This window comes from Lentzea miocenica (assembly GCF_033949945.1).
GTDB lineage: Bacteria > Actinomycetota > Actinomycetes > Mycobacteriales > Pseudonocardiaceae > Lentzea > Lentzea miocenica.
On sequence record NZ_JAXAVW010000041.1, the window covers coordinates 59,625 to 83,521 of the forward strand.

A 23,897-nucleotide genomic window follows, 5' to 3' on the forward strand; every position below is an offset into this window, starting at 1 on the left:
CCCGCAGCGGGTTGCGCCACTTGGCGGCGGATGAGGTCACGAGCCGTCCTCCTGGACTGCCTCGACGAGCTGGGCCAAGCCGGCGATGCGGTCCTCGAGGTGGAGACGCAGCACCGGACGACCGTGTTCGACCAGCACCTGACCGTCGCCGAGTGCCTGCGCGAGCTGCAGCTGCGCCAGCGTGTAGGGACGGCCGGGCACCTCCAGGTCGTCACCGGACTCGCCGGTGATCTGGATGAACACGCCGTTCTGGTGACCGCCCTTGTGGTACTGGCCGGTCGAGTGCAGGAAGCGCGGACCCCAGCCGAACGTGGTCTGCAGGTGCGTCCGCTTCGCGATCTCCGCCCGGAGCAGCGCGAACGACGCGTCGTCGATCCTGTCCAAGTACGCCTGAACCGAGATGTAGCCGTGGTCGGGCGCCACTTCAACGAGGGCCGCAAGCGCTTCCGCGACGGTGTTCACCTTGCGCGGGGCCCAGTCGGTGCCGTGACCCTCGACCGGTCCATCCACAAAGGACGGGACGGTCGCCGCCGCGGCCGGCGCGTCGAGCAGCGCACGGGAGGCCTTCTTCGCGGCCTCGACGTCGGGCTGGTCGAACGGGTTGATGCCGAGCACCCGGCCGACGAGCGCGGTCGCGTACTCCCACAGCAGGATCTGCGCGCCCAGCTTGCCCTCGACGGCCACGTTGGCCGAGCCGGTGGCCGGTCCGATCGCGACTGTCGTCGCGTCCGAGCGGGCGTCCACGAAGCCGGGAGCGCCGGGACCCTCGACGACGACCGGCAGCAGGCCGGTGCCGTTCTTGCCGGTCGACTCGGCGATCAGCTGCTCCGCCCAGTCACCGAACCCGACGATGCCGGAACCGGTGTCGGCGAACACGATCTTCTCCGCGCCGTGCGCGTGCGCGGCACCGAAGATCGCGGCCAGCACCACGGCGGGGTTCTCGACCGAGTCCTGCGACACGAGCTTCGCGACCTCGGCCGCCTCGTCCAGCAGCGACTCGACGTCGGCGCCGGCGAGGTAGGACGGCACCAGGCCGAACGCGGTCAGGGCCGAGTAGCGGCCACCGACGTTCGGGTCGGCCAGGAACACCTTGCGGTAGCCCGCTTCCTCGGACGCCTTCTGCAGGGGCGAGCCGGGGTCGGTGACCACCACGATGCGCGACGCGGCGTCGATGCCCGCGTCGGTGAAAGCCTTCTCGAAGATGCGCCGGTGGCTGTCGGTCTCGACGGTCCCACCGGACTTGGACGACACCACGATCACCGTGCGCTCGAGATCACCGGCGAGAGCGTCGGCGACCTGGGCGGGATCGGTGGTGTCCAGCACGATCAGCGGCACGTTCTGCGTCCGCGTGATCACCTCGGGGGCCAGCGACGAGCCACCCATTCCGGCGAGCACCACGCGGTCGACGCCCTCGGCGTGCAGATCGGCGCGCAGGGCGACGAGTTCGGGGAGCAGTGAACGGGACGTCTCGTGCAACGTCGTCCACGAGAGGCGGATGCTCGCCTCGGACTCGGCTTCCGGCCCCCACAGGGTCGGGTCCTGCGCGGTCAGCTTGCTCGGCACCGAATCCGCGACCAGGTCAGCAGCGATGATGCTGACCTGGTCGGCGTTCGGTGACCTCACGATTTCGACGGAGGTCACTTCGTGATCAGCCCTTCAGTTGAGCCAGTTGGTTCGTCACCGTCTCGAGCAACTCTTCCCAGGACTTCTCGAACTTCTCGACACCCTCGGTCTCCAGGACCTTGAACACGTCCTCGAGGTCGATTCCCACGGCGGCGAGCTGGTCGAACACCTCCTGGCCCTCAGCGGCGCGTCCGGTGACCGTGTCACCGACGATCTTGCCCCCGTCGGCGACGGCGTGCAGCGTCTTCTCCGGCATCGTGTTCACGACGCCGGCGACGACGAGCTGGTCGACGTAGAGGGTGGGGGAGTAGCTCGGGTCCTTCACGCCGGTCGACGCCCACAACGGACGCTGCGCGTGCGCGCCGTCCGCCTTGAGAGCCTCCCAGCGCTCGCCCTGGAACTTCTTCTCGAACGCTCCGTAGGCGATCCACGCGTTGGCGAGAGCGGCCTTGCCCTTCAGCGCCTTCGCCTCGTCCGTGCCGATGGCGTCCAGGCGCTTGTCGATCTCGGTGTCCACCCTGGACACGAAGAACGACGCGACCGAGTGGATCGAACGCAGGTCGTGGCCGTTCGCCTTGGCCTGCTCCAGCCCGGCGATGTAGGCGTCCATGACCTTCTCGTACCGCTCGGTGGAGAAGATCAGCGTCACGTTGACGCTGATGCCCTCGGCGATCGTCTTGGTGATCGCGGGCAGACCGGCCTCGGTGGCCGGGATCTTCACCAGCAGGTTCGGCCGGTCCACGGTCTTCCACAGGTCCTGCGCCTCGGCCACGGTCTTGTCCGTGTCGAACGCCAGGCGCGGGTCGACCTCGATGGAGACGCGGCCGTCCACACCACCGGTCGAGTTGTAGATGTCGCGGAACTTGTCGCACGCGTTGCGCACGTCGGTCGTGGTGACCTCGCGGATGGTCGCCTCGGTGTCGGCACCCCGGTTGGCGAGCTCGCGGACCTGCTCGTCGTAGGACTCGCCCTTCGACAGCGCGCCCGCGAAGATCGTCGGGTTCGTCGTGACCCCGACGACGTTCCAGTCGCGGATCAGCTCGTCGAGGTTGCCGCTGGTGAGACGCTCGCGGGACAGGTCGTCCAGCCAGATCGAGACACCAGCGGACGACAGCGCGTCGAGATTCGGCTTGCTCACTGGATTAACCCCTCACTCGGTCAAGGGAACGGCGGGCGGCGGCGACGACGTTCTCCGTCGTGAAGCCGAACTCCTTGAACAGGACCTGGTAGTCGGCCGAGGCGCCGAAGTGTTCGATCGAGACGATCTCGCCCGCGTCGCCGACGTAGCGGTACCACGGCTGCGCGATGCCGGCCTCCACCGCGACGCGCGCCTTGACCGACGACGGGATGACCGACTCGCGGTACTCGGCGTCCTGCTTCTCGAACCACTCGATCGACGGCATCGACACCACACGCACTGCAACGCCGTCCGCCTGCAGGGCCTTCCCCGCCTCGGCGGCGACCTGCAGCTCGGAGCCTGTGCCGATGATCACGATCTCGGGGTTCTCGTCACCGAAGAGCACGTAACCACCACACTTGACGCCCTCGGCGGAGGTGCCCTCGAGGGTCGGCAGGTTCTGCCGGCTCAGCGCGAACCCGACCGGGCCGAGCTGCTCGATGACGGCCTTCCACGCGAACGCGGTCTCGTTGGCGTCGCCGGGGCGGACGACCGTGAAGTCCGGGATCGCGCGCAGGGCGGCGAGGTGCTCGATCGGCTGGTGCGTCGGGCCGTCCTCGCCCAGGCCGATGGAGTCGTGCGTCCACACGTACGTGACGGCGGCCTGCATGATCGCGGCGAGACGCACGGACGGACGCATGTAGTCGGAGAACACGAGGAACGTGCCACCGAACGGGCGGGTCGGGCCGTGCAGCGCGATGCCGTTGAGGATCGCGCCCATCGCGTGCTCGCGGACACCGAAGTGCAGCACGCGGCCGTACGGGTCGGCCTTCCACATGCCGGTGGAGATCGACTCCGGGCCGAACGACTTGGCGCCCTTGATGGTCGTCAGGTTCGACTCGGCGAGGTCGGCGGAACCGCCCCACAGCTCGGGCAGGTGCTTCGCCAGCGCGTTGATGACCTCACCGGAGGCCTTGCGGGTCGGCACGCCCTTCGCGTCCACCGGGTAGGTCGGCAGGTCGGCGTCCCAGCCCTCGGGCAGTTCGCGCGCCACCAGGCGGTCCAGCAGCTTCTTGGCCTCGGGGTTGGCCGACGCCCACGCGTCGAACGAGGACTGCCACTGCGCCTTGGCGTGCTCACCGCGCTTGACGACCTCGCGGGCGTGCGCCAGCACCTCGTCGGCGACCTCGAACGTCTGCTCGGGGTCGAAGCCGAGGATCTTCTTGGTGGCCTTGACCTCGTCGACGCCCAGCGCGGCGCCGTGCGCGGCACCGGTGTTCTGCTTGTTCGGCGCCGGGTAGCCGATGATCGTGCGCAGCAGGATGAACGACGGCTTGTCGGTGACGGCCTTGGCCTTCTCGACGGCATCGAGGATGCCCTTGACGTTCTCGCCGGACTCCACGACCTGGACGTGCCAGCCGTAGGCCTCGTAGCGCTTCGCGGTGTCCTCGGACAGCGCGATCGTCGTGTCGTCCTCGATGGAGATCTTGTTGTCGTCGTAGAAGACGACCAGGTTGCCCAGCTGCTGCGTGCCCGCGAGCGAGGACGCCTCGGAGGTGACGCCCTCCTCGATGTCGCCGTCGGAGGCGATCACGAAGATGTGGTGGTCGAACGGGCTGGCGCCCTGTGCGGCGTCCGGGTCGAACAGACCGCGCTCGCGCCGGGCGGCCATCGCCATGCCGACCGCGGAGGCGAGACCGGAGCCCAGCGGGCCGGTGGTGATCTCGACGCCCCTGGTGTGGCCGTGCTCCGGGTGACCCGGCGTCTTCGAGCCCCACTTGCGCAGGTTCTTGAGGTCGTCGAGCTCCAGGCCGTAGCCCGACAGGAACAGCTGGACGTACAGCGTCAGGCTGGAGTGGCCGGCGGAGAGCACGAACCGGTCGCGGCCGATCCAGTCCGGGTCGGCGGGGTCGTGCCGCAGGACGCGCTGGAACAGCGTGTAGGCCAGCGGCGCGAGGCTCATCGCGGTGCCGGGGTGCCCGTTGCCGACGTTCTGCACGGCGTCCGCAGCGAGCACGCGCGCGGTGTCGACAGCGCGCTTGTCGAGGTCGGTCCAGTCGTCGGGCAGATCGGCCTTCGTGAGCCGGGTGATGTCGTCGGTGACGGTCACGGACTACAGCTCCACTCTTATCGCTTGGGCGGGCCAGGTGTATCGATACCGAAAGGCCTGACCCGCGTCTCTCCCACGTCCGCGGTCAAGCCTAGTCCTGACAGTTGCCGATGTTGCTCTGAAAGGTCCCAGCTGGGTGTGTGCCCAGGCACACCAGCACCCAAACGGGCTGTGAATTCTGTGCGCGGTTACCATCAGTCGCTGGAATTCCCACCACTTCCACTGCCAGGAGCGTTCACGCGATGAGTGCCGACAGTCTCGTTGCCGAGGCCCCCGCCAGGTCGCCTCGCCAGGTTGTCGGCGCCTACGTGGCACTCACCAAGCCGCGGGTCATCGAGCTCCTGCTGATCACCACGATCCCCGCGATGCTGCTGGCCCAGCACGGCCTCCCGCCGCTGTGGCTGATCGCCTGCACGCTCACCGGCGGCACCCTCGCCGCGGGGTCGGCAAATGCCCTCAACTGCTTCGTCGACGCCGACATCGACTCGGTCATGAAGCGGACCACGGCCCGGCCGCTCGCTCAGAACACCATTCCGCCGCGCAACGCCCTGATCTTCGGCATCGTGCTCGGAATCGTCTCGTTCGCGTTCCTCTGGATCTTCGTCAACCTGATGTCGGCCGCTTTCGCCGTCGCGACGATCCTCTTCTACATCTTCGTCTACACGCTGGTGCTCAAGCGCCGCACCTCCCAGAACATCATCTGGGGCGGCATGGCGGGCTGCATGCCGGTCATCATCGGCTGGAGCGCGGTGACGGGCACCGTCGAGTGGCCGGCGCTGGTGATGTTCGGCGTCATCTTCTTCTGGACGCCGCCGCACACCTGGGCCCTCGCGATGAAGTTCAAGGAGGACTACGCCCGCGCAGGCGTGCCGATGCTGCCGGTGGTGGCCACAGCTCAGCAGGTGACGCGGCAGATCGTGATCTACAGCTGGATCACCGTCGTCTGCACGCTCGCTCTCGCTCCCGTCACCTCGTGGATCTACGTGGCCGTGGCGGCCCTGTCCGGCGTGTGGTTCGCCGTCTTCGCGCACAAGCTGCACAACGTCGTGCGTCGTGGCGGGTCCACGAACACCATGAAGTTCTTCCACATGTCGAACCTCTACCTGATGCTCGTGTTCTGCGGTCTCGCCGTGGACGCCGTGGTCGGGTTGCCGGTGCTTGGCTGGCCGTTCTAGCTGCACCTCCAGGCGTACGGCTGTGGCGCCCGTTGAGTTCACCGTCACCGGTGGTGAAGGTTCACCGCTGGACTTCGCCGCCGCGTTCGTCCCCGGCAAGTCGCTCGTCGTTCTGACCGATCCGGGTGGATGGGCGCTGGTCAGCAAGGGGCTTGTCCCTGGTCACGCCGCGTCCACCACGGTCGCCACACGGGTGCGTGCGCTCAAGTTCGCCGTGCTGGACCTGAGGCACTTCTCGTCCGCTTCTCAGCTGCCGCCGATCACGGACGTGCCCGGCGACGTCGTGGCGCTGCACGACACGCGTGCCTGGGACACCACCTCCTTGGTCCAGGCGCTGCGCGGGCTCGGCCGGCCGGTCCTGCTGTTCACCGCCGTGCACACGTGGGTGTCCGGAGTGGACTCCGCGTCGGTGCTGATGGGGTGGAGCGCCCCGCACGTGGTGCTCGCGGTGCCGGCCGGCTCCGGCGAGGGCAGGGTCGAGGACGTCGTCTGGCAGTTCCGCGAACTGGAGCGGCGCAGGCTGGTCCGCTACACCGCGCTGCCGGAACCGGTGGTCGTCGAGGACCGCGCGGTGACCGTCGTGGTCGCGCTGCCCGGTGCGACCGAGGGGATCGCGGGGACGTTGCGACCGGGCGCCGAGTACGAGGTGTGGGTGCACGTCGGCGCCCATGCCGCGGCTCTGCCGGGCGACCTGGAACTGCGGGCGGTGCTCGGCATGTCCGGCCGCGAGGTGCAGGCCGAGTCGTTCGTGCTGCCGGCGGAGGGATCGAGCCCGTGGGTGAGCTTCCCGGTGACCACGCCGTACGCGTCCGTGCCGTGGGCCGGTGAGCTGGTCATCTATCGCGGCGCGGTGCCGGTGCACGTCCAGCACGTCGTCCTGCCGGTCGGTGCGGGAGAGTCCCAGTCGCGGCTGAGGTTCCGGCTGTCGCGGACGTTCGCGGATCTCGCGCCGCTGTCGTCGCGGGTGGCGTCGGTCCTGGTGCTCGGCGAGCGCGCACTGGTGGCGACCGGCGGCGTGCCGTCGTGGATCAGCCTGGACGGCGCCGGCGCGCTGCCGCCGGTGTCGGGGCTGGATCCCTGGTACGGCAAGGACTTCCCGTCGTACTGCGCGGATCTCGCCGCGGCCGCGGTGCGCGGTGCCGCGTTGCACGGGATGTTGTTCCCCGACGGCGCGGTGGTCCGGCGCGGCGGCGTGATCACGGTCGTCGGTCAGACGAAGGTGTCGTGGGCCGGCGTGTACGACCTGCCGTTCGCCGACGGGCCGTACCGGGTGTGCGCGTCGATGGCGAGGTTCGGGCCGTTCGGAGCAGGAGGGCCGGTGCCCTCGCGGTGCCCGGATCCGGACCACAGCGGGAACGTGTTGTGTCCCTTCGGTTTCTGGGGCCTGTCGAGCGTGCTGGAGCACCCGCCGGGACCATTGGCGTGGCGGGTGGCGCCCGGTGCACGCCCGGTCGAGGTGGCGCTGTCCGTCGATCCCGCGCTGGACCGGACGCTCACCCAGCGGCACGTGGCCGAGCTGATGTCGTTCCTGCCGCCGGAGTCGATCTCCTCCGCGTACGTCAGTCCGTCGGGGCTGGCACGGGCGTTGGAGGACGAACGCGCGGACGTCGTGCACCTGGTCTACGACGAAGGCGTGCTGGAGGCCGTGGACATCGACGCCTGGCCGCACCGGCCGTTGGTCGTGACGACCTCGCCGTCGGCGGACCTCGTGGACGCCTTCGTGAACCAGGCCGGCGCCGCGGGCGTGATCTGCCCTGAGGTGCCCGTCGACCAGGGCATGGCGGGGTGGGTGAGCGGCATGCTGCTGGCCCGGCTGGCCGAGGGGATGCCGGCGGGGGAGGCGCTGCGGCGCGCCCGCTGGGAGATGCTCGGCCGCGGCAACGTCCTGGGCCTCGCCTACACGCTGCACGCCGGCGCGGATCTCCGGTTGCGCTGATCTACCGCCGCCGTGCGTTCAGGTGGTTCTGGTTCTCGACCATCTGCCACTGGCTCAGGATCGCCGAGCACATGATCGTGCCGGCCGCGACGATCGCCGCCGTCGCGTTGACGCCGCCCTGCAGGTACAGCCAGCAGCCGGTACCGATCACCAGCAGGCGCCACCATCTCAGCCAGTGGAAGTAGGTGTTGGAGACGTAGTACGCGAGCTGGTGGAAGGCGAGCACGATCACCGCGACGACCCAGCGCCAGTCGTGGGTGAACGTCAGCCAGACCAGCACGGCGAACGAGCCGAGGAAGAACGCGACGAGGAAGACCACCTTGACCCCGAGCGTGGTCCGGGCGGTCCGCAGCATCGCGTCCCTGGTCCGCTGTCTCCTCTTCGGCCACATCAGGTAGGTCGGGCACCACCTGGCCAGGTGGAAGACCGGGAAGAGCGTGTTGTCCTCGTCGGTGTTCCGGTTGTACGCGGTGACCTCGTAGCCGTCCCGCGGCTCCTGCCGGCGCCAGCGGAACAGCGCGGTCGGCGGCCACGTCTTCAGGCCGTGCAACGTCACGAGCGACTCGCGCAGCGATCGGGGGTTGCCGAGGGTCGCGAGGTACATCACCACCGACCCGGCGGTGATGACCTGGACGGCGAGTCGCAGGGCAGGCAGCAGCGTGTCGAGCGCGAAGTCCATCAGCCGAACAACCAATCCACGAGGTCCGCGGCGACGTCGGTCAGGTCGAGCGGATCACCAGGACCGGTCGCCAGGTCCACCATCACCTCTCCGAGGATCCGGGTCGCCCGTGAGTCGGTGTGCCGCAGTGCGTGCGCGAGCGTGGCGCCGCCCGCGATGACGAGCGCCCACACCGCGACTTTCCTGCCCGCGCCACGTGCGGTCGGCGGCGCTTCGAGCCCACCGGCGAGAGCCATCGCGGTCAGCAACGCGCCACCGCGGCGGGGGTCGGCCAGGTCGTCGAACAACATGGCCGTCGCGGAGGTGAACGACCTGCTCGCCAGGGTGCGCGCGAACTCCTCGGGGGCTGGAGGCTGTTCGCGGGCGCGTTGCACCAGCACCGCGAGCCGGGGTGAGGTGAGCTGGGCGAGCTGACCCTCCCAGCCCGGCGGCAGCTTCTTCGCGGTCACCACGGGCCACAACGCGAAGACGACGAGGTCGAGCACGATCTGGGCCGCTACCGGCCGGTCGGGAGGTGCGCCCGGCCGGGCGAGGTAGCCGACCATGCCGGCGATCATGAGCCGCCGCACCGCGTCCGCCGAGGAGGGATCGGCCACCGCTGCCCGTACCTGATCCAGCTGGCGTGCGTGCTGGTCCTGCCCGGCGGCGATGTGCTCGACCCACTGCCGCAGGGTGAGCAGGTCCAGCGGTTGCCTCGGGGCGGCGTGATGGTGGATCTGCCCGGAGAAGGTGCCCGTCTGCACCACCGGCCCGATGATCACGGCGTTGTCGGCGATCTCGTTGCGGACCTGGTCAGGTTCGTTCGTCCCCACTCCCTGACAACGCCTCCGGCCGCCCGGCCGTAACGCTTCCGGCCGAGTGAATCGTCGTCTCAGGTGGATCACGGGGTGAACCACCGGTACCTCGTGGTCCGTTGTGCTGGGCATGCTGAACTCGGAGGCTCAACTGCGTCAGGCGATTGAGGAACTGACCGTCCGCTTCGGTGACCGGGTCTCGGATCACGAGATCTTCGAGGCCGCCGCGGCCGCGTACGACGGTCTTAGCCGCGCGTCGACCGTGCACGCTCATCTCGCCGTGTTGACCGTGCGCCGTGCCGCTCGCGAGCTGGCGCTCACGGCCGTTGGTGTGCAGATGCCGACTCAGCAGACGGCTGGGCTCACGCCGGCTCGGTGACCTCGACGTAGACGTGCTGGGCTCGGCTCACGGCCGTGCGCGCGAGTTTCGACAACTCGCTGAGGTGCGCGAATGCCTCGTGGAAGCCCATGTCGATGAGGGGCGCCCACGACAGCGCGACGTCGTGCATGCGTGCGGGGTCTGCTTTGACGAGCTGTGCCACCAGTGCGTCCGGGAGTGGGAACACGCTGTCTTCCGGCTGCGGTTCCCACACGCCGTTGAACACCTCGTGCCACACGACTACGGCGTCGCGTGCGTCGTAGTCGCCGGCGGTCACGGACTCCGCGCGGTCGGAGTCGCCGGCTTTGATGAAGAACGTGCTAGGACGCCACCTTGGTCAGCAGGTCCTCGACGCACGGGTCGTCGAGGGACTCGACGATGCACTTCCACAGCAGGAGGTTCGTCTCGGCCCACTTGGTGTAGGTCGCGGCGGCCTCCGCGTCGTAGAAGTAGTAGCCCTCGTCGGCCTTGCCCACCTGCTCGCCCACGATCTTGTACGCGAGCTCGCGCAGGGTGATGCCGTTCTCCTGGAGGTACTTGTGCGCCAGCACGACCGGCGTGACGGGGAGCGCCTTGAACAGCGTGTCCGCGTCCGACAGCGCCTGCGCCTCCAGTGAGATGTCGCGGCCGCGAGTGCGCATCTCGGCCTCGACCACGATCCGTTCGATCCACTCGATGTCGCCCTGGGAGACACCCGCGACGAAGAGGACCTTCCTGCGCAACGCCTCGCCGTCGGTCGGCAGCGAGTTGCGGCGGACCATGTAGTTGAGGTCGTGCACCAGTGCGGCGACCTCGACGACGTCCCGCGCGGCGCCGTTGCGCCCGGCGAAGTGCACGGACTTGTCGCGGACGAAGCTCACGTGGTGCCAGCCGTGGAACTGCAGCTTCGCGGCCAGGTCCTCGCACAGCCGCCTCACGCGCTGCTCCACGTCCGCGATGACAGACCTAGGAATAGTTGTGCGCGTACGCATCATCAGCCCTCCCACCGGGTGGGCTGATGGTAGGCGTGCCGCAGGGCGTTTACAGGTTGTTCGTCAGATCCTCCAGCCGATCCTCGACCGGCACGTGCCGGTGGCTGATCCCGGTGTCCGGGTCGTAGCTGAGGCTCCACGGCGTGACGGCGCGGGACTTGACGAGGAACGTCATCGTCCCCTCCGCGGCGCGTGGAATGCGGTGGAACTCGTGTGCGAGCAATGTGCCGGTGGTGCCTTCGGCGCACTGAGTGCGATTCGTGAGCTCTGTGGCGACGATCGTCCGTCCGCCGAGGCCGAGCCGGGCGTCGAAACGTTCGTGCAGGTAGGCGCCGCTCAGGATGGTGGTGCAGAAGTGGTACCGGTGGTTGTGGACCGAGTCCGCGTAGCCGGCGCGCCAGTCCGTCAGCGGTTTGTACTCGTGCAACCAGAACGTGAACGGTTCGTCCGATTCGTCTCTCAAGCACCACGCGAAGTGCGTCGTCGTCTCACGCGAATGCGCGATCACCCATGTCGCCTCCTGCGGGGTGAGCCCGTCGATGTACGCACGCAGCTCCTTGCGCAGATCCGGCCGGGAAGCCCACTCGCGAAACCACGAACCGACTTCGGTCCAGTGGTCCACGACGGGAAATTCGGCGCGCTTCACCCGAGCGGCGAGCTCCTCGAGCGCGGACAACCCGGTGAACTCGGCTAGCAAGATCGATCAGCTCCTCAACTGAGCGGATGTGGAGAATTCGCGACGGAATGCGTGGAACTTCTCTTCCAGTTCCTTGAACCCGTCCGCGTTGAGAGTGTCGCCGGTGATCTTCTCGTACAACGCCAGAAAGTCGTTTCTCGACGTACCTGGCGTGATGACGAAGTGGTAGCCGGCCCGGGAATTGCTGATCCGCAGGAACTCGGCGCGTTCCATCGAGTACAGGAACGAGCTCTCGGTGAACCTGAGCGTCCGCGGATATGGTCTCAGCACTCCGGCGGTGTTGCTGTAGAGCGTCATCCAGACCGAGTCGTCGAACAACTCGAGCCGGTCGAGCGGTGGATCCGAAACGATGGTGACGTCGATCCTCGTGCACCGGCTGCGGGCCGCGTAAAGCCCCACGAGCCCGATGCCGATCTGTTCCTTGAGCCGCGTCTGGATCTCGCCGTAGTCGCCGTCGGCACCTTCGTTGCGCAGCAGGTACCGCGCCCGGCCGCTGATCGCGTTGTCGTCGCGCGGATCCGCCAGCACGGCCCTGAGCTCGCATTCCGTCTGCGAGAGCAGCACTCTGCCCGCCGCGTACCGCCCGGCGAACCCGCGGAAGCAGTACAGCCGCGTCCGCTCCAGGTCCTGCATCATGAGCTGGTTGAACACCGGATCGGGCTTGGCCGTCGGCTCGAACACGTGACTGGGGAAGAACTCCCGGTCCAGCGCCCGATACTCCGCACTGAGCTCCTCGAGAGCCTTGCGGGTCTCCTCGACAACCGGCGTGAGAAGAGCCTTCTGCGTGGCTCTCGACGTGATCAACGTCTGCGTGAAGCTCACCACCGCGGAAATGAGCGTGCCGGTGCCCAACGCCGTCAGGAAGTTTCTCCCTGCCCCGGAATCCATTTGACTGGAAATGGCCAGCGACGCACCCGACGTCACGACGAGTATGAGGAGGAGCAACCCGGTCCGAGTCCAGAACAACTCCTGGATCAGGTTGCTGCGGATGCCTCCGGCCTCCGCGGACACGTGTCCCACCTCCTGGGTCACCTCAACGGCTGCTACCCGAACGGACGAATGCGGTCGGTGTCCGATCAAGTGCGCGGAGTTACTGTACGCGTCGGTCAAAAGATAAGGAAGCTGCTATTCGTGCGACATTTAGTCCCGGAATAACCGCCTTTGAGCCCAGCTGTCGGCCCGCACTCGTGCACTTCGGTGACGCCCTGTCGCGGGTGGCGCCGAACGAGTCGGATGAGGGTGACCCACCACCCGAACGCACTCACGCCGAGTGTCTTAGCCCGCTCGGCGCCTGCCCGCGTTCGCCCGGCAGGCCGAGCCCTCCGCCCGCGACCGCCGCACCGACTTCCCAGCGGGCTGGACGCCGCCGGCCGGGCCCGCGCACCCCGCCCCGGCAACGCCGAGGAGGCGTGTCGGCGCCCGCCCTGCCGCCGCACCCAGTACGACAACGCAGAAGAGGTGTGTCGGTACGCCCCGCCTGCCCGCCGCACCCGCCCCAGCAAAGCCGACGAGGCGTGTCGCGGTGCCCACCTGCCCGCCGCACCCGCCCCGGCAACGCCGACGAGGCGTGTCGCGGCGCCCGCTTGGGCGCTGCCCCCGCCACGGCGTCACCGCGCAGGCGTGTCGGCACCCCGCTCGGGCGCCGCGCGACCCGTGAAGCCGAAGACGACCTCAAGGTCGTGAGACGCGAGCCGCGATCCCCGATGCCGTGATGGGTGCGCCGTGTGGCGATGCGAAGCGAGCCGTGAAGACTTGTGCCGCGCCGGCCAAGCGGCGATGAGGTGACCACACGCGGTACGGGCCTGCGCGGCGACCTGCTACACCCCGCTAACACCCCTCCGAATACGCTCACCCACCATGCGTAACGTCCTGCTCATCGCGTCCCTGGCGCTCGTAGCGGCCACCGGCCTCGCGGGCTGCGGCAGCTCGGCCCAGCCCTCGACGGGCTCCGGCGCGCCGACCTCCCCCTGCAAGGCCGACGACTTCAAGGTCACCGGCGAGTTCGGTTCGGCGCCCAAGGTCGAGATCCCCGCCTGCAAGCCCACCGACGAGCTCATCATCAAGGACCTGGTGCAGGGCACCGGTGCCGAGGTGAAGGCGGGCACGACGGCCACGGTCAACTACCAGCTCACCACCTTCTCCGACAAGAAGGTGCTGGACAGCTCGTTCGAGCGCGGCCAGCCGTACGACGTCGAGAACGTCGGCCAGGCGCCGGTCATCGACGGCTGGAACGAGGGCATCGTCGGCCTCAAGGAGAAGGGCCGCCGTCTGCTGATCGTGCCGCCGGCCAAGGGCTACGGCCAGGGCGGTCAGGGCATCCAGCCCAACGAGACCCTCGTGTTCGTGATCGACGGCGTGAAGGTCACCCCCGCCGCCTGACACCGCGGCGGAACGGCCCCCGACCGGGTCAGAGGTCGGGGGCCGTCCGCACCAAACGCCAAACGTCACGGCGTCACGGCGTCACGGCAGGAGCAGCAGCTTCCCGGTGGTCCGGCGCGACTGCAGGTCCGTGTGCGCCTGCGCCGCCTCCTCCAGCTTGTACCGCCCGCCGATCCGGATGTTCAGCGTCCCGTCCACGATCGCGCCGAACAGGTCCGCGGCCCGCCACTCGAACTCTTCCCGGTCCAGCAGGTACGCCCCGGTCGACGGACGGGTGAGGAACACCGACCCGGCCGCGTTCAGCCGCTGCGGATCCACCGGCGGCACCGGCCCGGACGACGCCCCGAACAGCGCCAGCAGACCGCGTGGCTTCAGCGACGCCAGCGACTGGTCGAACGTGTCGCGCCCCACGCCGTCGTACACGACGTCGACCTTCTCGATCTGCGACGCGAAGTCCCCGTACCGCAGCACCTGGTCCGCGCCGGCCTCGCGGGCCAGCGCCTCCTTCTCGTCGGTCGACACGGTCGCGACGACGAAAGCGCCCTTCGACTTCGCCCACTGCGTCAACAGCAACCCGACGCCACCGGCCGCCGCGTGCACCAGCACCCGGTCGCCTTCCTTCACGGCGTGCGTCGAGTGCGTGAGGTAGTGCGCGGTGATGCCCTGCAACAGCGCGGCCGCGGCCACTTCCACGTCCAACCCGTCGGGCACCCGCACGGCGGACGCGGCCGGCACCACGACCTCGGACGCGTAGCTGCCCAGCACGGTCATCCACGCCACGCGGTCGCCCACGGTGAAATCGGAAGAGTTCGAGGCGACGACCACGCCCGCGCCCTCAAGGCCCAGAGCGGTGGGCAACGGCACGGCGTACTGCCCGCTGCGCTGGTAGGTGTCGATGTAGTTGACACCCGCCGCGGCGACCCGCACCAGCAGCTCGCCGTCACCGGGCACGGGCGACGGCACGTCGGAGTGTTCCAGCACCTCCGGGCCACCGGCCGAACGCACCACCACTGCCTTGGGCATCTGTCCTCCTTGATCGACTCAACCCGGTCAACCCCGGCCGGGACCGCGATGTTCCCGGTCCCAGCACCTGAGAACGATGCCGTCAGTCCTCGCCCAGCGCCACGCGGCGCGCGAGTCCGAGCGGCAGCGCACCCGACCCGGCGATGCGGTCGTGGAAGTCGCGCAACGACCCCAGTCCCGCGGCCAGGTACTCCTCCCGGATCAGGTCGATCTCCAACGCACCGGTGAGGTACGACGGCGCCTGCGTCGGCCACGCGCAGTACCGCTTGACCTCGCCAACGGCCGTGCCCGGTGTCAGGGCCGTGCGTGCCACCATGAACGACTCGGCTTCCGCCGGTGTCATGTCGCCGCAGTGCAACGCCGTGTCGACGACCATGCGCGCCGCACGGAACAGCCGTGCCTCGACGTGTCCCATCAACGAGGCCTTGGTCGTGTAGTAACCGACCGACCGCAGCAGCTTCTCCGAGTACAGCGCCCAGCCCTCGGAGAAGTACGACGTCCGGAACACCTTCCGCAGCGGGTGCGCCGAGCCCTGCGCCGCCACCCAGGCCGAGTGCCAGTGGTGACCGGGGTAGGCCTCGTGCACCGAGATCGTCGGCATCTGCGGCCGCGCGTTGGTGCGCAGGCGGTGCGTGATCTCCTCGTCCGTGGCGTTGTCCGGGGTGAACGGCACGAAGAAGTAGCCGGCCCGCCTGGACGTCAGCGGCGGCGGGCCGAGGTAGCTCGCGACGGCCATGATCGCGCGGTGGAACGGCGGCGACGGCACGACGCTGCACTCCTCGCCGTCGGGCAGCGTCACCAGCGAGTGCTCGACCAGCGCCGCACGTGCCCGTCGCGTCTCGGCCTCGTACTCGGCGCGCATCGCCTCCAGCGTCGGCGGGTGGTCGTCCTGCAGCGAACTCATGACCGTGCGCCAGTCCGCGGAGCCGGCCAGTTCGATCAGCTCTGCTTCCAGCGACGCGTAGGCGTCCTGCCCGCGCTGGTGCAGCTCCGGTGCGCCGTACCCGAGCAACTCCTTGTCCTGCAACAGGGTCGAGTAGAGCTTCTCGCCCATCCGCCAGTCGCCACCGGCCCGCAGTGCGAGGTCGTCCAGGAACGCCGCGTGCCGGTCGAACGCCTCGGCGGCGGGCACGGCGGCCTCGACGAGTTTCGCGCGCAGTTCGGGGGAGGACACCTCCAGCGGCAGCGAGTCGAGCACGAACGAACGCCCCGTCTTCACCTGGTCGCCCGCCCGCCGCACGACCAGCGCCGACGCCAGCGACGCGTCGAGGTTCGCCTCGGCGGCGGCGAAGACCGACGGCACCTCGCGCAGCTTCGCGATGGCGCACGCGACGAGTTCGGCTTCGGGCAGCAACCGGTGCAGGAACGGCGCGAGCAGTCCGAAGAAGACCATTCCCGAGTACTCGTGCGGGTCACGCCGCCACCCCGGCCACGTCTCCGCCGCCAGCGAGCCGCGCAGCACCGACAGCGCGAGATCGCGGTCCACCGACCTCGGCAACGGTTCCAGTCGCGCCAGCCACTCGCCCTTGTCCCTGGCCCGCTGCTCGAACGCCGTCGCGGAGAAGTCCCCGAACGTCGAGTAGTGCTCCAGTGAGCCGACCTGCGCCGCGTGGGCGGGGTGGTGGTCGAAGTACCACGAGAGGAACGACGTGAGCGTGTCGGTGGTCACCCGACTGAAGTTACCCGGTGGTTTTACAGTGTGGGGGTGTCTGATCAAACCACGCAGAAGCGCATCGCCGAGTTCGTGAAGGCCCACGGCAAGCCGGGGACGGCGGTCAGGGCGGTCGTCGAGCCGATCGGCCGGGCCGGCGCGCGGATCGTGCTGGTCGGCGCGGACGGCGCCATGGGTGACGTGATGGCGAAGGACGTCGAGTCCGCCACCAAGGCCGTCGAAACCGCCGCCGACGTCGAGCAGGCCGAGTGGGACCGCGAGACCACCGCCGCCACCCGGATCGGCTCCGCACACCGCCGCAAGATGGCCAAGATGCAGTCATGAAGGTCGTGCTCGCCTCGTGCGACCGGCTGCCCTCCGGCGACGGCGACGAGGAGTCGTTCGTCGCCGCCCTCGAACGGGACGGCGTCGACGTCTCCTGGCAGCCCTGGGGCCTCGAGGTCGAGGCCGACCTGGTGGTCCTGCGCACGACCTGGGACTACCCCGACCGCCTGGACGAGTTCCTGGCCTGGTGCGAGAAGGTGCCCACGCTGGCGAACCCGCTGAGGGTGGTCCGCTGGAACATCGACAAGTCCTACCTCGTCGAACTCGCCGAGCGCGGTGTCGCCGTCGTGCCCACCGCGGTCGTGGAGCCGGGTGCCGAACCCGTCTGGCCCGAGGGCGAGTTCGTGGTGAAACCGGTGATCGGCGCGGGTTCGCGCGGCGCAGGCAGGTTCACCGGCCACGCCGAGGCCCGCGCACACCTCGCCGCGCTTGGCGTTCGTGCGCTGGTGCAGCCCTACCAGTCCAGTGTGGACGCTCACGGCGAGACCGCGCTGGTGTTCTTCGCCGGTGAGTACTCCCACTCGTTCCACAAGGGACCGATGCTGGCGCAGGGCCTGGCCGAGGCGGAGTCGGGGCTCTACGTCGAGGAGAAGCTGCGCGGCATCGAGCCGACCCCGCGGCAGGTCGAGCTCGCGAACCAGGTCCTCGACGTGGCCGCGGAGCTGCTCTCGTTGCAGCGCAGTGACTTCCTCTACGCCCGTGTGGACGTCGTCGAAGGTGCGGACGGCTCGCCGTTGCTGCTGGAACTGGAGCTGACCGAGCCGTCGCTGGGCTTCAAGCTCACCACCGAAGAGGCCGCGTCCCGGTTCAGCAAGGTTGTCCAGGCGGCCGCGTCCCGGTCCTAGTCGGCGCTACGGTCAGATCATGACCACTGCGAACGTCAACGGCATCACCATCGGCTACGACGACGAAGGCACCGGCGACGACGTGCTGGTACTGGTGCACGGCCATCCGTTCGACCGCTCCATGTGGCGGCCGCAGGTCGAGCACTTCGCCGGCGCGGGGTGGCGGGTGATCACCGCGGACCTGCGCGGCTACGGCGAGAGCACCGTTGTGCCCGGCATCACGCCGTTGCCGGTGTTCGCCGACGACATCGCCGCGCTGCTCACCCATCTCGGGATCGACGCGTTCGTGCTCGGCGGCCTGTCGATGGGCGGGCAGATCGTCATGGAGTGCGCACGCCAGTTCCCGCAACGGATTCGCGGCCTGATCCTCGCCGACACGTTCGCACAGCCGGAAACCCCGCAGGGCCGCCAGATCCGCAACGACATGGCGGACCGGCTGCTGCGCGAGGGCATGTCCGGCTACGCGGACGAGGTGCTCTGGAAGATGGTGGCACCGCACAACATCGCGCCAGGCGAGCACGTCGCGAGGATGATGCACAACGCACCGCCGGAAGGTGCCGCGGCGGCGTTGAGGGGGCGCGCGGAACGCCCGGACTACACCGCGGTGCTCGGCACCATCACCGTGCCGACCCTCGTGGTGGTGGGCAGCGATGACGAGTACACGCCGGTTGAAGACGCGAAGTACATGCACGACCGTGTTCCAGGCTCGACGCTGGTCGTGGTCGACGGCGCCGCGCACATGCCGAACCTGGAACGCCCCGAGGAGTTCAACAGGGCTGTAGCTGAACTTCTAGCGCAGACCTGAGCCGATTCCGGTCAGGCCGCGGACCTCCATCTCCGACTGCTTCGCGGGGTCCGCGGGCTCGCCGCCCAGGATCGTGCCCAGGAACCCGGCCAGGAACGACAGCGGGATCGACACGATGCCGGGGTTGGAGAGCGGGAAGAACGCGAAGTCGGCGTCCGGGAACACCGACGACTTCGAGCCCGAGATGGCGGGGGAGAACACGATGAGCAGCACGCAGGACGTGAGGCCGCCGTAGATGCTCCACAACGTGCCGCGCGTGTTGAAGCGCTTCCAGAACATCGAGTACAGCAGTGTCGGCAGGTTCGCGGACGCGGCGAGCGCGAACGCCAGCGCGACCAGGAAGGCGACGTTCTGCCCGTTCGCCGCGATGCCGCCGACGATCGCGAGCACGCCGACGCAGACCGCGGTGATGCGGGCGACCCGCACCTCGTCGCGCGGGTCCGTCTCGCCGTGCTTGATGACGTTCGCGTAAACGTCGTGCGCGAACGAGGCCGAGGCGGTCAACGTCAGACCGGCGACCACGGCGAGGATCGTCGCGAACGCCACCGCGCACACGATGCCGAGCAGCACCGTGCCGCCGACCTGGAACGCCAGCAGCGGTGCGGCCGAATTTTCGCCTCCGGGAGCACCGGTGATCTTGTCCGTGCCGACCAGCGCCATCGCGCCGAAGCCGATGACCAGCGTGCACGAGTAGAAGATCGCCATCATCCAGGTGGCCCACACGACGGACTTACGGGCTTCCTTCGCGTTCGGCACCGTGTAGAAGCGCATCAGCACGTGCGGCAGCGACGCGGTGCCGAGCACCAGAGCGAGCGCCAGGGACAGGAAGTCGATTTTCGAAAGTCCCGTCGCGCCGTACTTCACACCCGGCGCCAGCACGGCCTCGCCCAGCGGCGACTTCTGCGTCGCGCGGTCGAGCATCGAGGAGAAGTCGAAGCCGAACTTGCCGATCAGGAAGATCGTCAGCAGTGACACGGACAGGATCAGCAGGACGGCCTTGATGATCTGCACCCACGTGGTGCCCTTCATGCCGCCGACCAGCACGTACAGCACCATGACGATGCCGACGACCGCGATGATGATGGCCTGGCCGATCTTGCTGTGCACGTCCAGCAGCAACGCCATCAGGCCGCCGGCGCCCGCCATCTGCGCGATCATGTAGAACAGCGAGATCACCAGGGTCGCGTTCGCCGCGGCCGCGCGCACGGGGCGCTGGCGCATGCGGAACGCCATGACGTCGCCCATGGTGAAGCGGCCGGTGTTGCGCAGCCGTTCCGAGATGAGCATCAGGCCGATCAGCCAGGCGACGACCCACCCGATCGAGTACATGAAGCCGTCGTAACCGTTCACGGCGATCGCACCGGAGATGCCCAGGAACGACGCCGCGGACAGGAAGTCACCCGACAGTGCGATGCCGTTCTGCGTGCCCGTGAAACTGCTGCCCGCCGCGTAATAGTCCGACGCGCTGACGTTCCGCGTCGACGCTCGATACACGACGTACAGCGTGAGCAGCACGAAGATGCCGAAGACGGACAGGTTGATCGCGGTGTTCGCCCCGGTCACGCGTGCTCCTCATCGGTTTCCACGAGCGCGCGCACCTTCTCGACCTGGGGGTCGAGACTCTTCTTGGAGTAACGGGCGTACGCCATTGTGATGATGATGGTGGTGACGAACTGGAGGAATCCCATCGTCAAGCCGACGTTCACCGTTCCGAAGAGCGGAGTGCTCATGAAGTCGGCGGCGTAAGCCGAAAGCAATACGAACGTGACATACCAAGCGAGGAACAGCAGTGTCGCGGGGAGAATAAATCGCGTCACCCGCCGCTTCAGCGCGAGAAAATCCTCACTCGTTTGGATGGCACCGAAATCAGGCTCACCGTCACCATCTATGAGCAATGAGTGATGGGGCTCGTCAAAGGTCGCGAATCCGGGCGTGGCCGGGCGTGACACGGAGGGCAACGCCTTCGTCATCAACCGCTCGCATTCGTTACGGGGAGTACCCGGCGCGGCTCTGTCTAGAGGGCGCGGCTGAACCGGGGGTGGGAGGCGCAAGCGTAACCACGCGTGGCGACGAGTCAATCCCCACAACCCGCAGGACCACCCCATGAGGTGGGCTGTCACCGTGGGTGATCAGTCGTGCACGCCCCAGGTCGTTGTCGCGTCACGCTCTCTGGCCTACTATCCGCTAACACCCGATACGGCTGATCTCGATATCAAGCGGCGGGTGTCTCGACTCGCGGGGATTCACCAGGCCAGGAGGTAGCCGATAGTGGGGCACTTCGAGCGCGCCTTGGGGATCATTTCGTGAATGTCGAGTGGAGAAAGATCAGCGACTGGCGCAACTGGCGCCTGCCGGTCAAGCTCGGCGTCGTGCTGCTCGTCCCGGTGGCCGTCGCTGTCGGCGCGGGCGCACTGCAGATCTCCGGTTACGTCGACCGGTCCAACAACTACGTGCAGATGCAGGGCCTGGTCCGGCTGCGGGCGGATCTCGCGCCATTGATCTCCAGCGTCCAGCAGGAACGCACGCTCGCCGCGCAGAGCGCGACCAGTGGTTCCGGCGTCGGCGCCTACCAGAACCAGATCAGCGCCACCGACAACGCCGCCGCGACCGTGCGCCGCCGCGTCGACCGCACCGCCGGGCTGGGCGACGTCGCGCGCAACCGCTTCGCCGAACTCGGCGGCCAGCTGGAGACGTTGAAGAACCTGCGGGAGAAGGTGGCCCAGGGCGGCGACGGCGGTGACCCGTCCGGCGGCACCACCGGCTACACCTCGGTCGTGAAGTCGTTGCTGGACTTCGAACAGGCGCTCGTCGGCCAGTTCGGCGACGAGGCCATCTCCGGCACCGCGATGGCGTTGCACAACATGGTCATCGCGCAGGAGCAGGTCTCGCTGCAGCACGCGGTCGTCTTAGCCGGGATCGGCCGGGGCAAGCTGCTCGGCCCCGAGGTCCGCACGCTGGAGCAGTCCGACATCCGCCTCCAGGACCGCCTCAACGACTTCCAGGCGATCGGCACGACCGAACAGCGCCGCGCCTACGACCAGACCGTCACCGGCGCCGTCGTCGCGAGCCGGACCGCTCTGGTGGAACGCGCGCTCACCCAGCCCGACGGCACCCCGGTGACCACGCGTCCGGGCCAGCCGAAGCCGCCGCCGTCGTTCGGCATCGCCGTCGAGGACTGGAACAAGGCCTCCGGCACCACCGGCCGCTTCATGGAACAGGTCGTCCGCGAACTGCAGGACGAGCTCGCGAACTCCGCCGCCCGGCTGCAGGACGACACGTCCAACAAGGCGGGCGCGGCAGCGGTCATCCTGCTCGCGATGCTGCTCGTCGCCGGCACGCTCGGCTTCGTCATCGGCCGCTACCTGCTGCGCTCGCTGTCCGAGCTGCGCCGGTCCGCGCTCGACGTGGCGCACCACCACCTGCCAGAGGTCGTCGCCGCGATCCGCGCCGACCGCAAGCCGGACACCGAGATCGAGCCGGTGCCCGTGCACACCAGCGAGGAGTTCGGCCAGCTGGCCCGCGCGTTCGACGCCGTGCACGAGCAGGCGATCCGGTCCGCCGTGGAGCAGTCGTCGCTGCGGTCGGGCATGAAGAACATCTTCGTCAACCTGTCGCGCCGCTCGCAGGGCCTCGTCGAGCGCCAGCTCAAGCTCATGGAGGAGCTCGAGCGGCACGAGGAGAACCCCGAGCAGCTCGCCAACCTCTTCAAGCTCGACCACCTCGCGACGCGCATGCGCCGCAACAACGAGAACCTGATGGTGCTGTCCGGCACGGACGTCGCTCGCCGGTTCCACCAGCCGGTGCCGCTGGCCGACGTGCTGCGCGCCGCCGCGTCGGAGATCGAGCACTACCAGCGGGTCGTCGTGAAGTCGACGCCGTCGGTCGAGATCGTCGGCTACGCGGCCAGCGACCTCGTGCGCCTCGTCGCGGAGCTGCTGGACAACGCCACCGCGTTCTCCGCGCCCACCACCCAGGTCATGATCGGCTCCCGGATCGACCAGCAGGGCTCGGTGCTCGTCGAGGTCGCCGACCAGGGCATCGGGATGGGCTCCGCCGAGCTGACCGAGGCCAACGAACGGCTTTCCTCCGGCACGGAAGAAGACGTGCCGGTCTCGCGCCAGATGGGCCTGTTCGTCGTCGGCCGGCTCGCCGCCCGCCACGGCATCACCGTCCGGCTGCGCGGAGCGGGAGAGGACAGGGAAGGCCTGCGCGCGTTCGTGCTCGTGCCGGCGGAGCTCGTCCGTTCCCACGAGGACGCCCCCGCGGCCGCCCAGCCGCGCCACGCCGCGCTGCCCCAGCCGAAGCAGATGGCCAACGCCAGGCAGCCGCACGTCGTCGTGAAGACCCCGAACCTCGCCCCACCGCCCGCGCCCGCACCGGCCATCGAGCACCCTCGTGAGTCGGGCGAATGGACCTCGTTCCGCGGCGCCGCGATCGACGAGTCGCTGCCGCAGCGCAACCCGCGCCCGGCGCCCGTCGTTGGAAATCCCGTGCCAGTCGAGACACCAAATGAGACGACGTCCTCCTGGTTCGCCGGGAGCGCCGTCTCTGGCGAAACGGTCAACGGTGACCATTCGCCCCCACCTGCGTCGTCACCGTCCGTAGTGGCGTCCTGGTTCGGCAAGAAGCCCGGCGGGACGGTCTGGGAACAGGCCGGCGACCCCGCCACGGACGCCGGCGAGACGGATGCCGGGTTGCCGAAACGCGCACCGCGTAAGAATCTGCTTCCCGACCTCGCGGAACGTCCCGAGAACGGCACACGGCCCGCCGTGGCCCAGAAGCGCGATCCGGAACGAGCACGAGGGTTTCTGGCCAGCTACCAGACGGGTCTGCGTCAGGCCCCGCTGGGCAGCAGCAGGAACGTGAACGGCCAGGGGAACGGGGAGAAGGCATGAGCACGCCTCAGTCGCGCCAGGTGGACCAGTTCGGCTGGTTGATCACGAACTTCACCGATCGCGTGGCCGGAGTCGCCCACGCGATCGTCATCTCGGTGGACGGCCTTCTGCTCACCAAGTCGACAGGCCTCCCACCGGACCGCGCCGAGCAGCTCGCGGCCATCTCGTCGGGCGTCACGGCGCTCACGATGAGCGCGTCGCGTTGTTTCGAGGGCGGCGGAGTGTTGCGCACCGTGATCGAGATGGACTACGGGATCATGCTTCTCATGTCCATTCGAGACGGGTCTTGTCTGGCGGTTCTCGCCGCCCCCGACAGCGACGTCGGCCAAGTCGCCTACGAGATGACCGTGGTCGTCGAGCAGGTCGGCCAGATCCTCACCCCCGAACTGCGAGCGCAGCTGCACAGCGTGAGGTGATCCATGAGTTCGGCCGCTGACGCGCACCGACGACGCAGGCGGGCTGAGACGCCCGCC

The 23,897-nt window shown here is 68.8% G+C and carries 22 protein-coding genes; 9 read left to right on the forward strand and 13 right to left on the reverse strand.

From position 1 onward, the window contains the following. Nucleotides 1-36 precede the first annotated feature (36 nt). Genes SK803_RS38445 through tkt form a run of 3 tightly spaced genes read right to left on the reverse strand, consistent with a single transcriptional unit; the run spans nt 37 to nt 4,850 of the window. The gene (locus SK803_RS38445; RefSeq protein WP_319971120.1) at nt 37-1,623 is read right to left on the reverse strand and encodes a glucose-6-phosphate isomerase; all 1,587 of its coding nucleotides are present in this window, start codon (nt 1,621-1,623) and stop codon (nt 37-39) included. Nucleotides 1,624-1,648: 25 nt separating this feature from the next. Beyond that, nucleotides 1,649-2,761: a transaldolase gene (gene tal / locus SK803_RS38450; protein WP_319971121.1), complete on the reverse strand. Its 1,113-nt coding sequence runs from the start codon at nt 2,759-2,761 to the stop codon at nt 1,649-1,651. Between the two features lie 4 nt (nt 2,762-2,765). Beyond that, on the reverse strand, nt 2,766-4,850 hold the full coding sequence (tkt, locus tag SK803_RS38455) for a transketolase (RefSeq protein WP_319971122.1): 2,085 nt from the start codon (nt 4,848-4,850) through the stop codon (nt 2,766-2,768). A gap of 242 nt (nt 4,851-5,092) precedes the next feature. Between tkt and SK803_RS38460 the strand changes: the two genes are divergently transcribed. Both SK803_RS38460 and SK803_RS38465 read left to right on the forward strand, forming a co-directional pair. Continuing rightward, entirely contained in the window at nt 5,093-6,025 is a 933-nt protein-coding gene (locus SK803_RS38460; RefSeq protein ID WP_319971123.1) for a heme o synthase, read from the forward strand. A 22-nt stretch (nt 6,026-6,047) separates the two neighbouring features. Further along, entirely contained in the window at nt 6,048-7,961 is a 1,914-nt protein-coding gene (locus SK803_RS38465) for a hypothetical protein (protein WP_319971124.1), read from the forward strand. A gap of 1 nt (nt 7,962) precedes the next feature. Here the strand turns inward: SK803_RS38465 and SK803_RS38470 are convergent, their stop codons facing one another. Next, nucleotides 7,963-8,640 (reverse strand): hypothetical protein, encoded by a 678-nt coding sequence (locus SK803_RS38470; protein WP_319971125.1) that lies wholly within the window; start codon nt 8,638-8,640, stop codon nt 7,963-7,965. Continuing rightward, nucleotides 8,640-9,452, reverse strand: a complete 813-nt coding sequence (locus SK803_RS38475) for a hypothetical protein (RefSeq protein WP_319971126.1) — start codon at nt 9,450-9,452, stop codon at nt 8,640-8,642. The genes SK803_RS38470 and SK803_RS38475 overlap by 1 nt, the downstream gene beginning before the upstream one ends. A gap of 112 nt (nt 9,453-9,564) precedes the next feature. Between SK803_RS38475 and SK803_RS38480 the strand changes: the two genes are divergently transcribed. Then, the gene (locus tag SK803_RS38480) at nt 9,565-9,813 is read left to right on the forward strand and encodes a three-helix bundle dimerization domain-containing protein (RefSeq protein ID WP_319971127.1); all 249 of its coding nucleotides are present in this window, start codon (nt 9,565-9,567) and stop codon (nt 9,811-9,813) included. On the opposite strand, the gene SK803_RS38485 is transcribed toward SK803_RS38480, so the two are convergent. Genes SK803_RS38485 through SK803_RS38500 form a run of 4 tightly spaced genes read right to left on the reverse strand, consistent with a single transcriptional unit; the run spans nt 9,797 to nt 12,501 of the window. After that, entirely contained in the window at nt 9,797-10,090 is a 294-nt protein-coding gene (locus tag SK803_RS38485) for a hypothetical protein (RefSeq protein ID WP_319971128.1), read from the reverse strand. The two genes, SK803_RS38480 and SK803_RS38485, sit on opposite strands and share 17 nt — an antisense overlap. A 43-nt stretch (nt 10,091-10,133) precedes the next feature. Beyond that, nucleotides 10,134-10,784, reverse strand: coding sequence for an HD domain-containing protein (locus SK803_RS38490; protein WP_406601646.1), 651 nt, complete (start codon nt 10,782-10,784; stop codon nt 10,134-10,136). Nucleotides 10,785-10,833: 49 nt separating this feature from the next. Continuing rightward, nucleotides 10,834-11,481, reverse strand: a complete 648-nt coding sequence (locus SK803_RS38495; protein WP_319971130.1) for a hypothetical protein — start codon at nt 11,479-11,481, stop codon at nt 10,834-10,836. 6 nt (nt 11,482-11,487) lie between these two features. Beyond that, on the reverse strand, nt 11,488-12,501 hold the full coding sequence (locus SK803_RS38500) for a hypothetical protein (RefSeq protein WP_406601648.1): 1,014 nt from the start codon (nt 12,499-12,501) through the stop codon (nt 11,488-11,490). A gap of 837 nt (nt 12,502-13,338) precedes the next feature. On the opposite strand from SK803_RS38500, the gene SK803_RS38505 reads away from it, so the two are divergent. Beyond that, complete coding sequence (locus SK803_RS38505; RefSeq protein ID WP_319971132.1) at nt 13,339-13,860, forward strand: FKBP-type peptidyl-prolyl cis-trans isomerase; 522 nt, start codon at nt 13,339-13,341, stop codon at nt 13,858-13,860. An 81-nt stretch (nt 13,861-13,941) separates the two neighbouring features. Here SK803_RS38505 and SK803_RS38510 read toward each other — a convergent pair whose 3' ends face one another. Next, nucleotides 13,942-14,883, reverse strand: coding sequence for a quinone oxidoreductase family protein (locus SK803_RS38510; RefSeq protein ID WP_319971133.1), 942 nt, complete (start codon nt 14,881-14,883; stop codon nt 13,942-13,944). 82 nt (nt 14,884-14,965) lie between these two features. Further along, a complete protein-coding gene (locus tag SK803_RS38515; RefSeq protein WP_319971134.1) occupies nt 14,966-16,552 on the reverse strand; it encodes a DUF885 domain-containing protein in 1,587 nt (528 codons plus the stop codon). A 36-nt stretch (nt 16,553-16,588) separates the two neighbouring features. Here SK803_RS38515 and SK803_RS38520 point away from each other — a divergent pair, with 36 nt between their 5' ends. Genes SK803_RS38520 through SK803_RS38530 form a run of 3 tightly spaced genes read left to right on the forward strand, consistent with a single transcriptional unit; the run spans nt 16,589 to nt 18,529 of the window. After that, entirely contained in the window at nt 16,589-16,879 is a 291-nt protein-coding gene (locus tag SK803_RS38520; protein WP_319971135.1) for a hypothetical protein, read from the forward strand. Further along, nucleotides 16,876-17,724 (forward strand): ATP-grasp domain-containing protein, encoded by an 849-nt coding sequence (locus SK803_RS38525; RefSeq protein WP_319971136.1) that lies wholly within the window; start codon nt 16,876-16,878, stop codon nt 17,722-17,724. Before SK803_RS38520 ends, SK803_RS38525 begins: the two co-directional genes overlap by 4 nt. A gap of 19 nt (nt 17,725-17,743) precedes the next feature. Further along, on the forward strand, nt 17,744-18,529 hold the full coding sequence (locus tag SK803_RS38530; protein WP_319971137.1) for an alpha/beta fold hydrolase: 786 nt from the start codon (nt 17,744-17,746) through the stop codon (nt 18,527-18,529). Here SK803_RS38530 and SK803_RS38535 read toward each other — a convergent pair. Next, entirely contained in the window at nt 18,515-20,092 is a 1,578-nt protein-coding gene (locus tag SK803_RS38535; protein ID WP_319971138.1) for a solute symporter family protein, read from the reverse strand. The genes SK803_RS38530 and SK803_RS38535 overlap by 15 nt on opposite strands. After that, nucleotides 20,089-20,499, reverse strand: a complete 411-nt coding sequence (locus tag SK803_RS38540) for a DUF485 domain-containing protein (protein WP_319971139.1) — start codon at nt 20,497-20,499, stop codon at nt 20,089-20,091. Before SK803_RS38540 ends, SK803_RS38535 begins: the two co-directional genes overlap by 4 nt. Before the next feature lie 333 nt (nt 20,500-20,832). Here SK803_RS38540 and SK803_RS38545 point away from each other — a divergent pair, with 333 nt between their 5' ends. Together SK803_RS38545 and SK803_RS38550 are read left to right on the forward strand one after the other, a co-directional pair. Beyond that, nucleotides 20,833-23,424: a sensor histidine kinase gene (locus tag SK803_RS38545; RefSeq protein ID WP_319971140.1), complete on the forward strand. Its 2,592-nt coding sequence runs from the start codon at nt 20,833-20,835 to the stop codon at nt 23,422-23,424. Then, on the forward strand, nt 23,421-23,840 hold the full coding sequence (locus tag SK803_RS38550) for a roadblock/LC7 domain-containing protein (protein WP_319971141.1): 420 nt from the start codon (nt 23,421-23,423) through the stop codon (nt 23,838-23,840). Before SK803_RS38545 ends, SK803_RS38550 begins: the two co-directional genes overlap by 4 nt. Nucleotides 23,841-23,897: the final 57 nt, after the last annotated feature.

Excerpts from the sequence above, each read along its gene's own strand:
- SK803_RS38460 (WP_319971123.1), top strand. The coding sequence starts at position 5,093 with ATGAGTGCCGACAGTCTCGTTGCCGAGGCCCCCGCCAGGTCGCCTCGC.
- SK803_RS38470 (WP_319971125.1), bottom strand. The coding sequence starts at position 8,640 with ATGGACTTCGCGCTCGACACGCTGCTGCCTGCCCTGCGACTCGCCGTC.
- SK803_RS38480 (WP_319971127.1), top strand. The coding sequence starts at position 9,565 with ATGCTGAACTCGGAGGCTCAACTGCGTCAGGCGATTGAGGAACTGACC.
- SK803_RS38490 (WP_406601646.1), bottom strand. The coding sequence starts at position 10,784 with ATGCGTACGCGCACAACTATTCCTAGGTCTGTCATCGCGGACGTGGAG.
- SK803_RS38505 (WP_319971132.1), top strand. The coding sequence starts at position 13,339 with ATGCGTAACGTCCTGCTCATCGCGTCCCTGGCGCTCGTAGCGGCCACC.
- SK803_RS38510 (WP_319971133.1), bottom strand. The coding sequence starts at position 14,883 with ATGCCCAAGGCAGTGGTGGTGCGTTCGGCCGGTGGCCCGGAGGTGCTG.
- SK803_RS38525 (WP_319971136.1), top strand. The coding sequence starts at position 16,876 with ATGAAGGTCGTGCTCGCCTCGTGCGACCGGCTGCCCTCCGGCGACGGC.
- SK803_RS38530 (WP_319971137.1), top strand. The coding sequence starts at position 17,744 with ATGACCACTGCGAACGTCAACGGCATCACCATCGGCTACGACGACGAA.
- SK803_RS38540 (WP_319971139.1), bottom strand. The coding sequence starts at position 20,499 with ATGACGAAGGCGTTGCCCTCCGTGTCACGCCCGGCCACGCCCGGATTC.
- SK803_RS38550 (WP_319971141.1), top strand. The coding sequence starts at position 23,421 with ATGAGCACGCCTCAGTCGCGCCAGGTGGACCAGTTCGGCTGGTTGATC.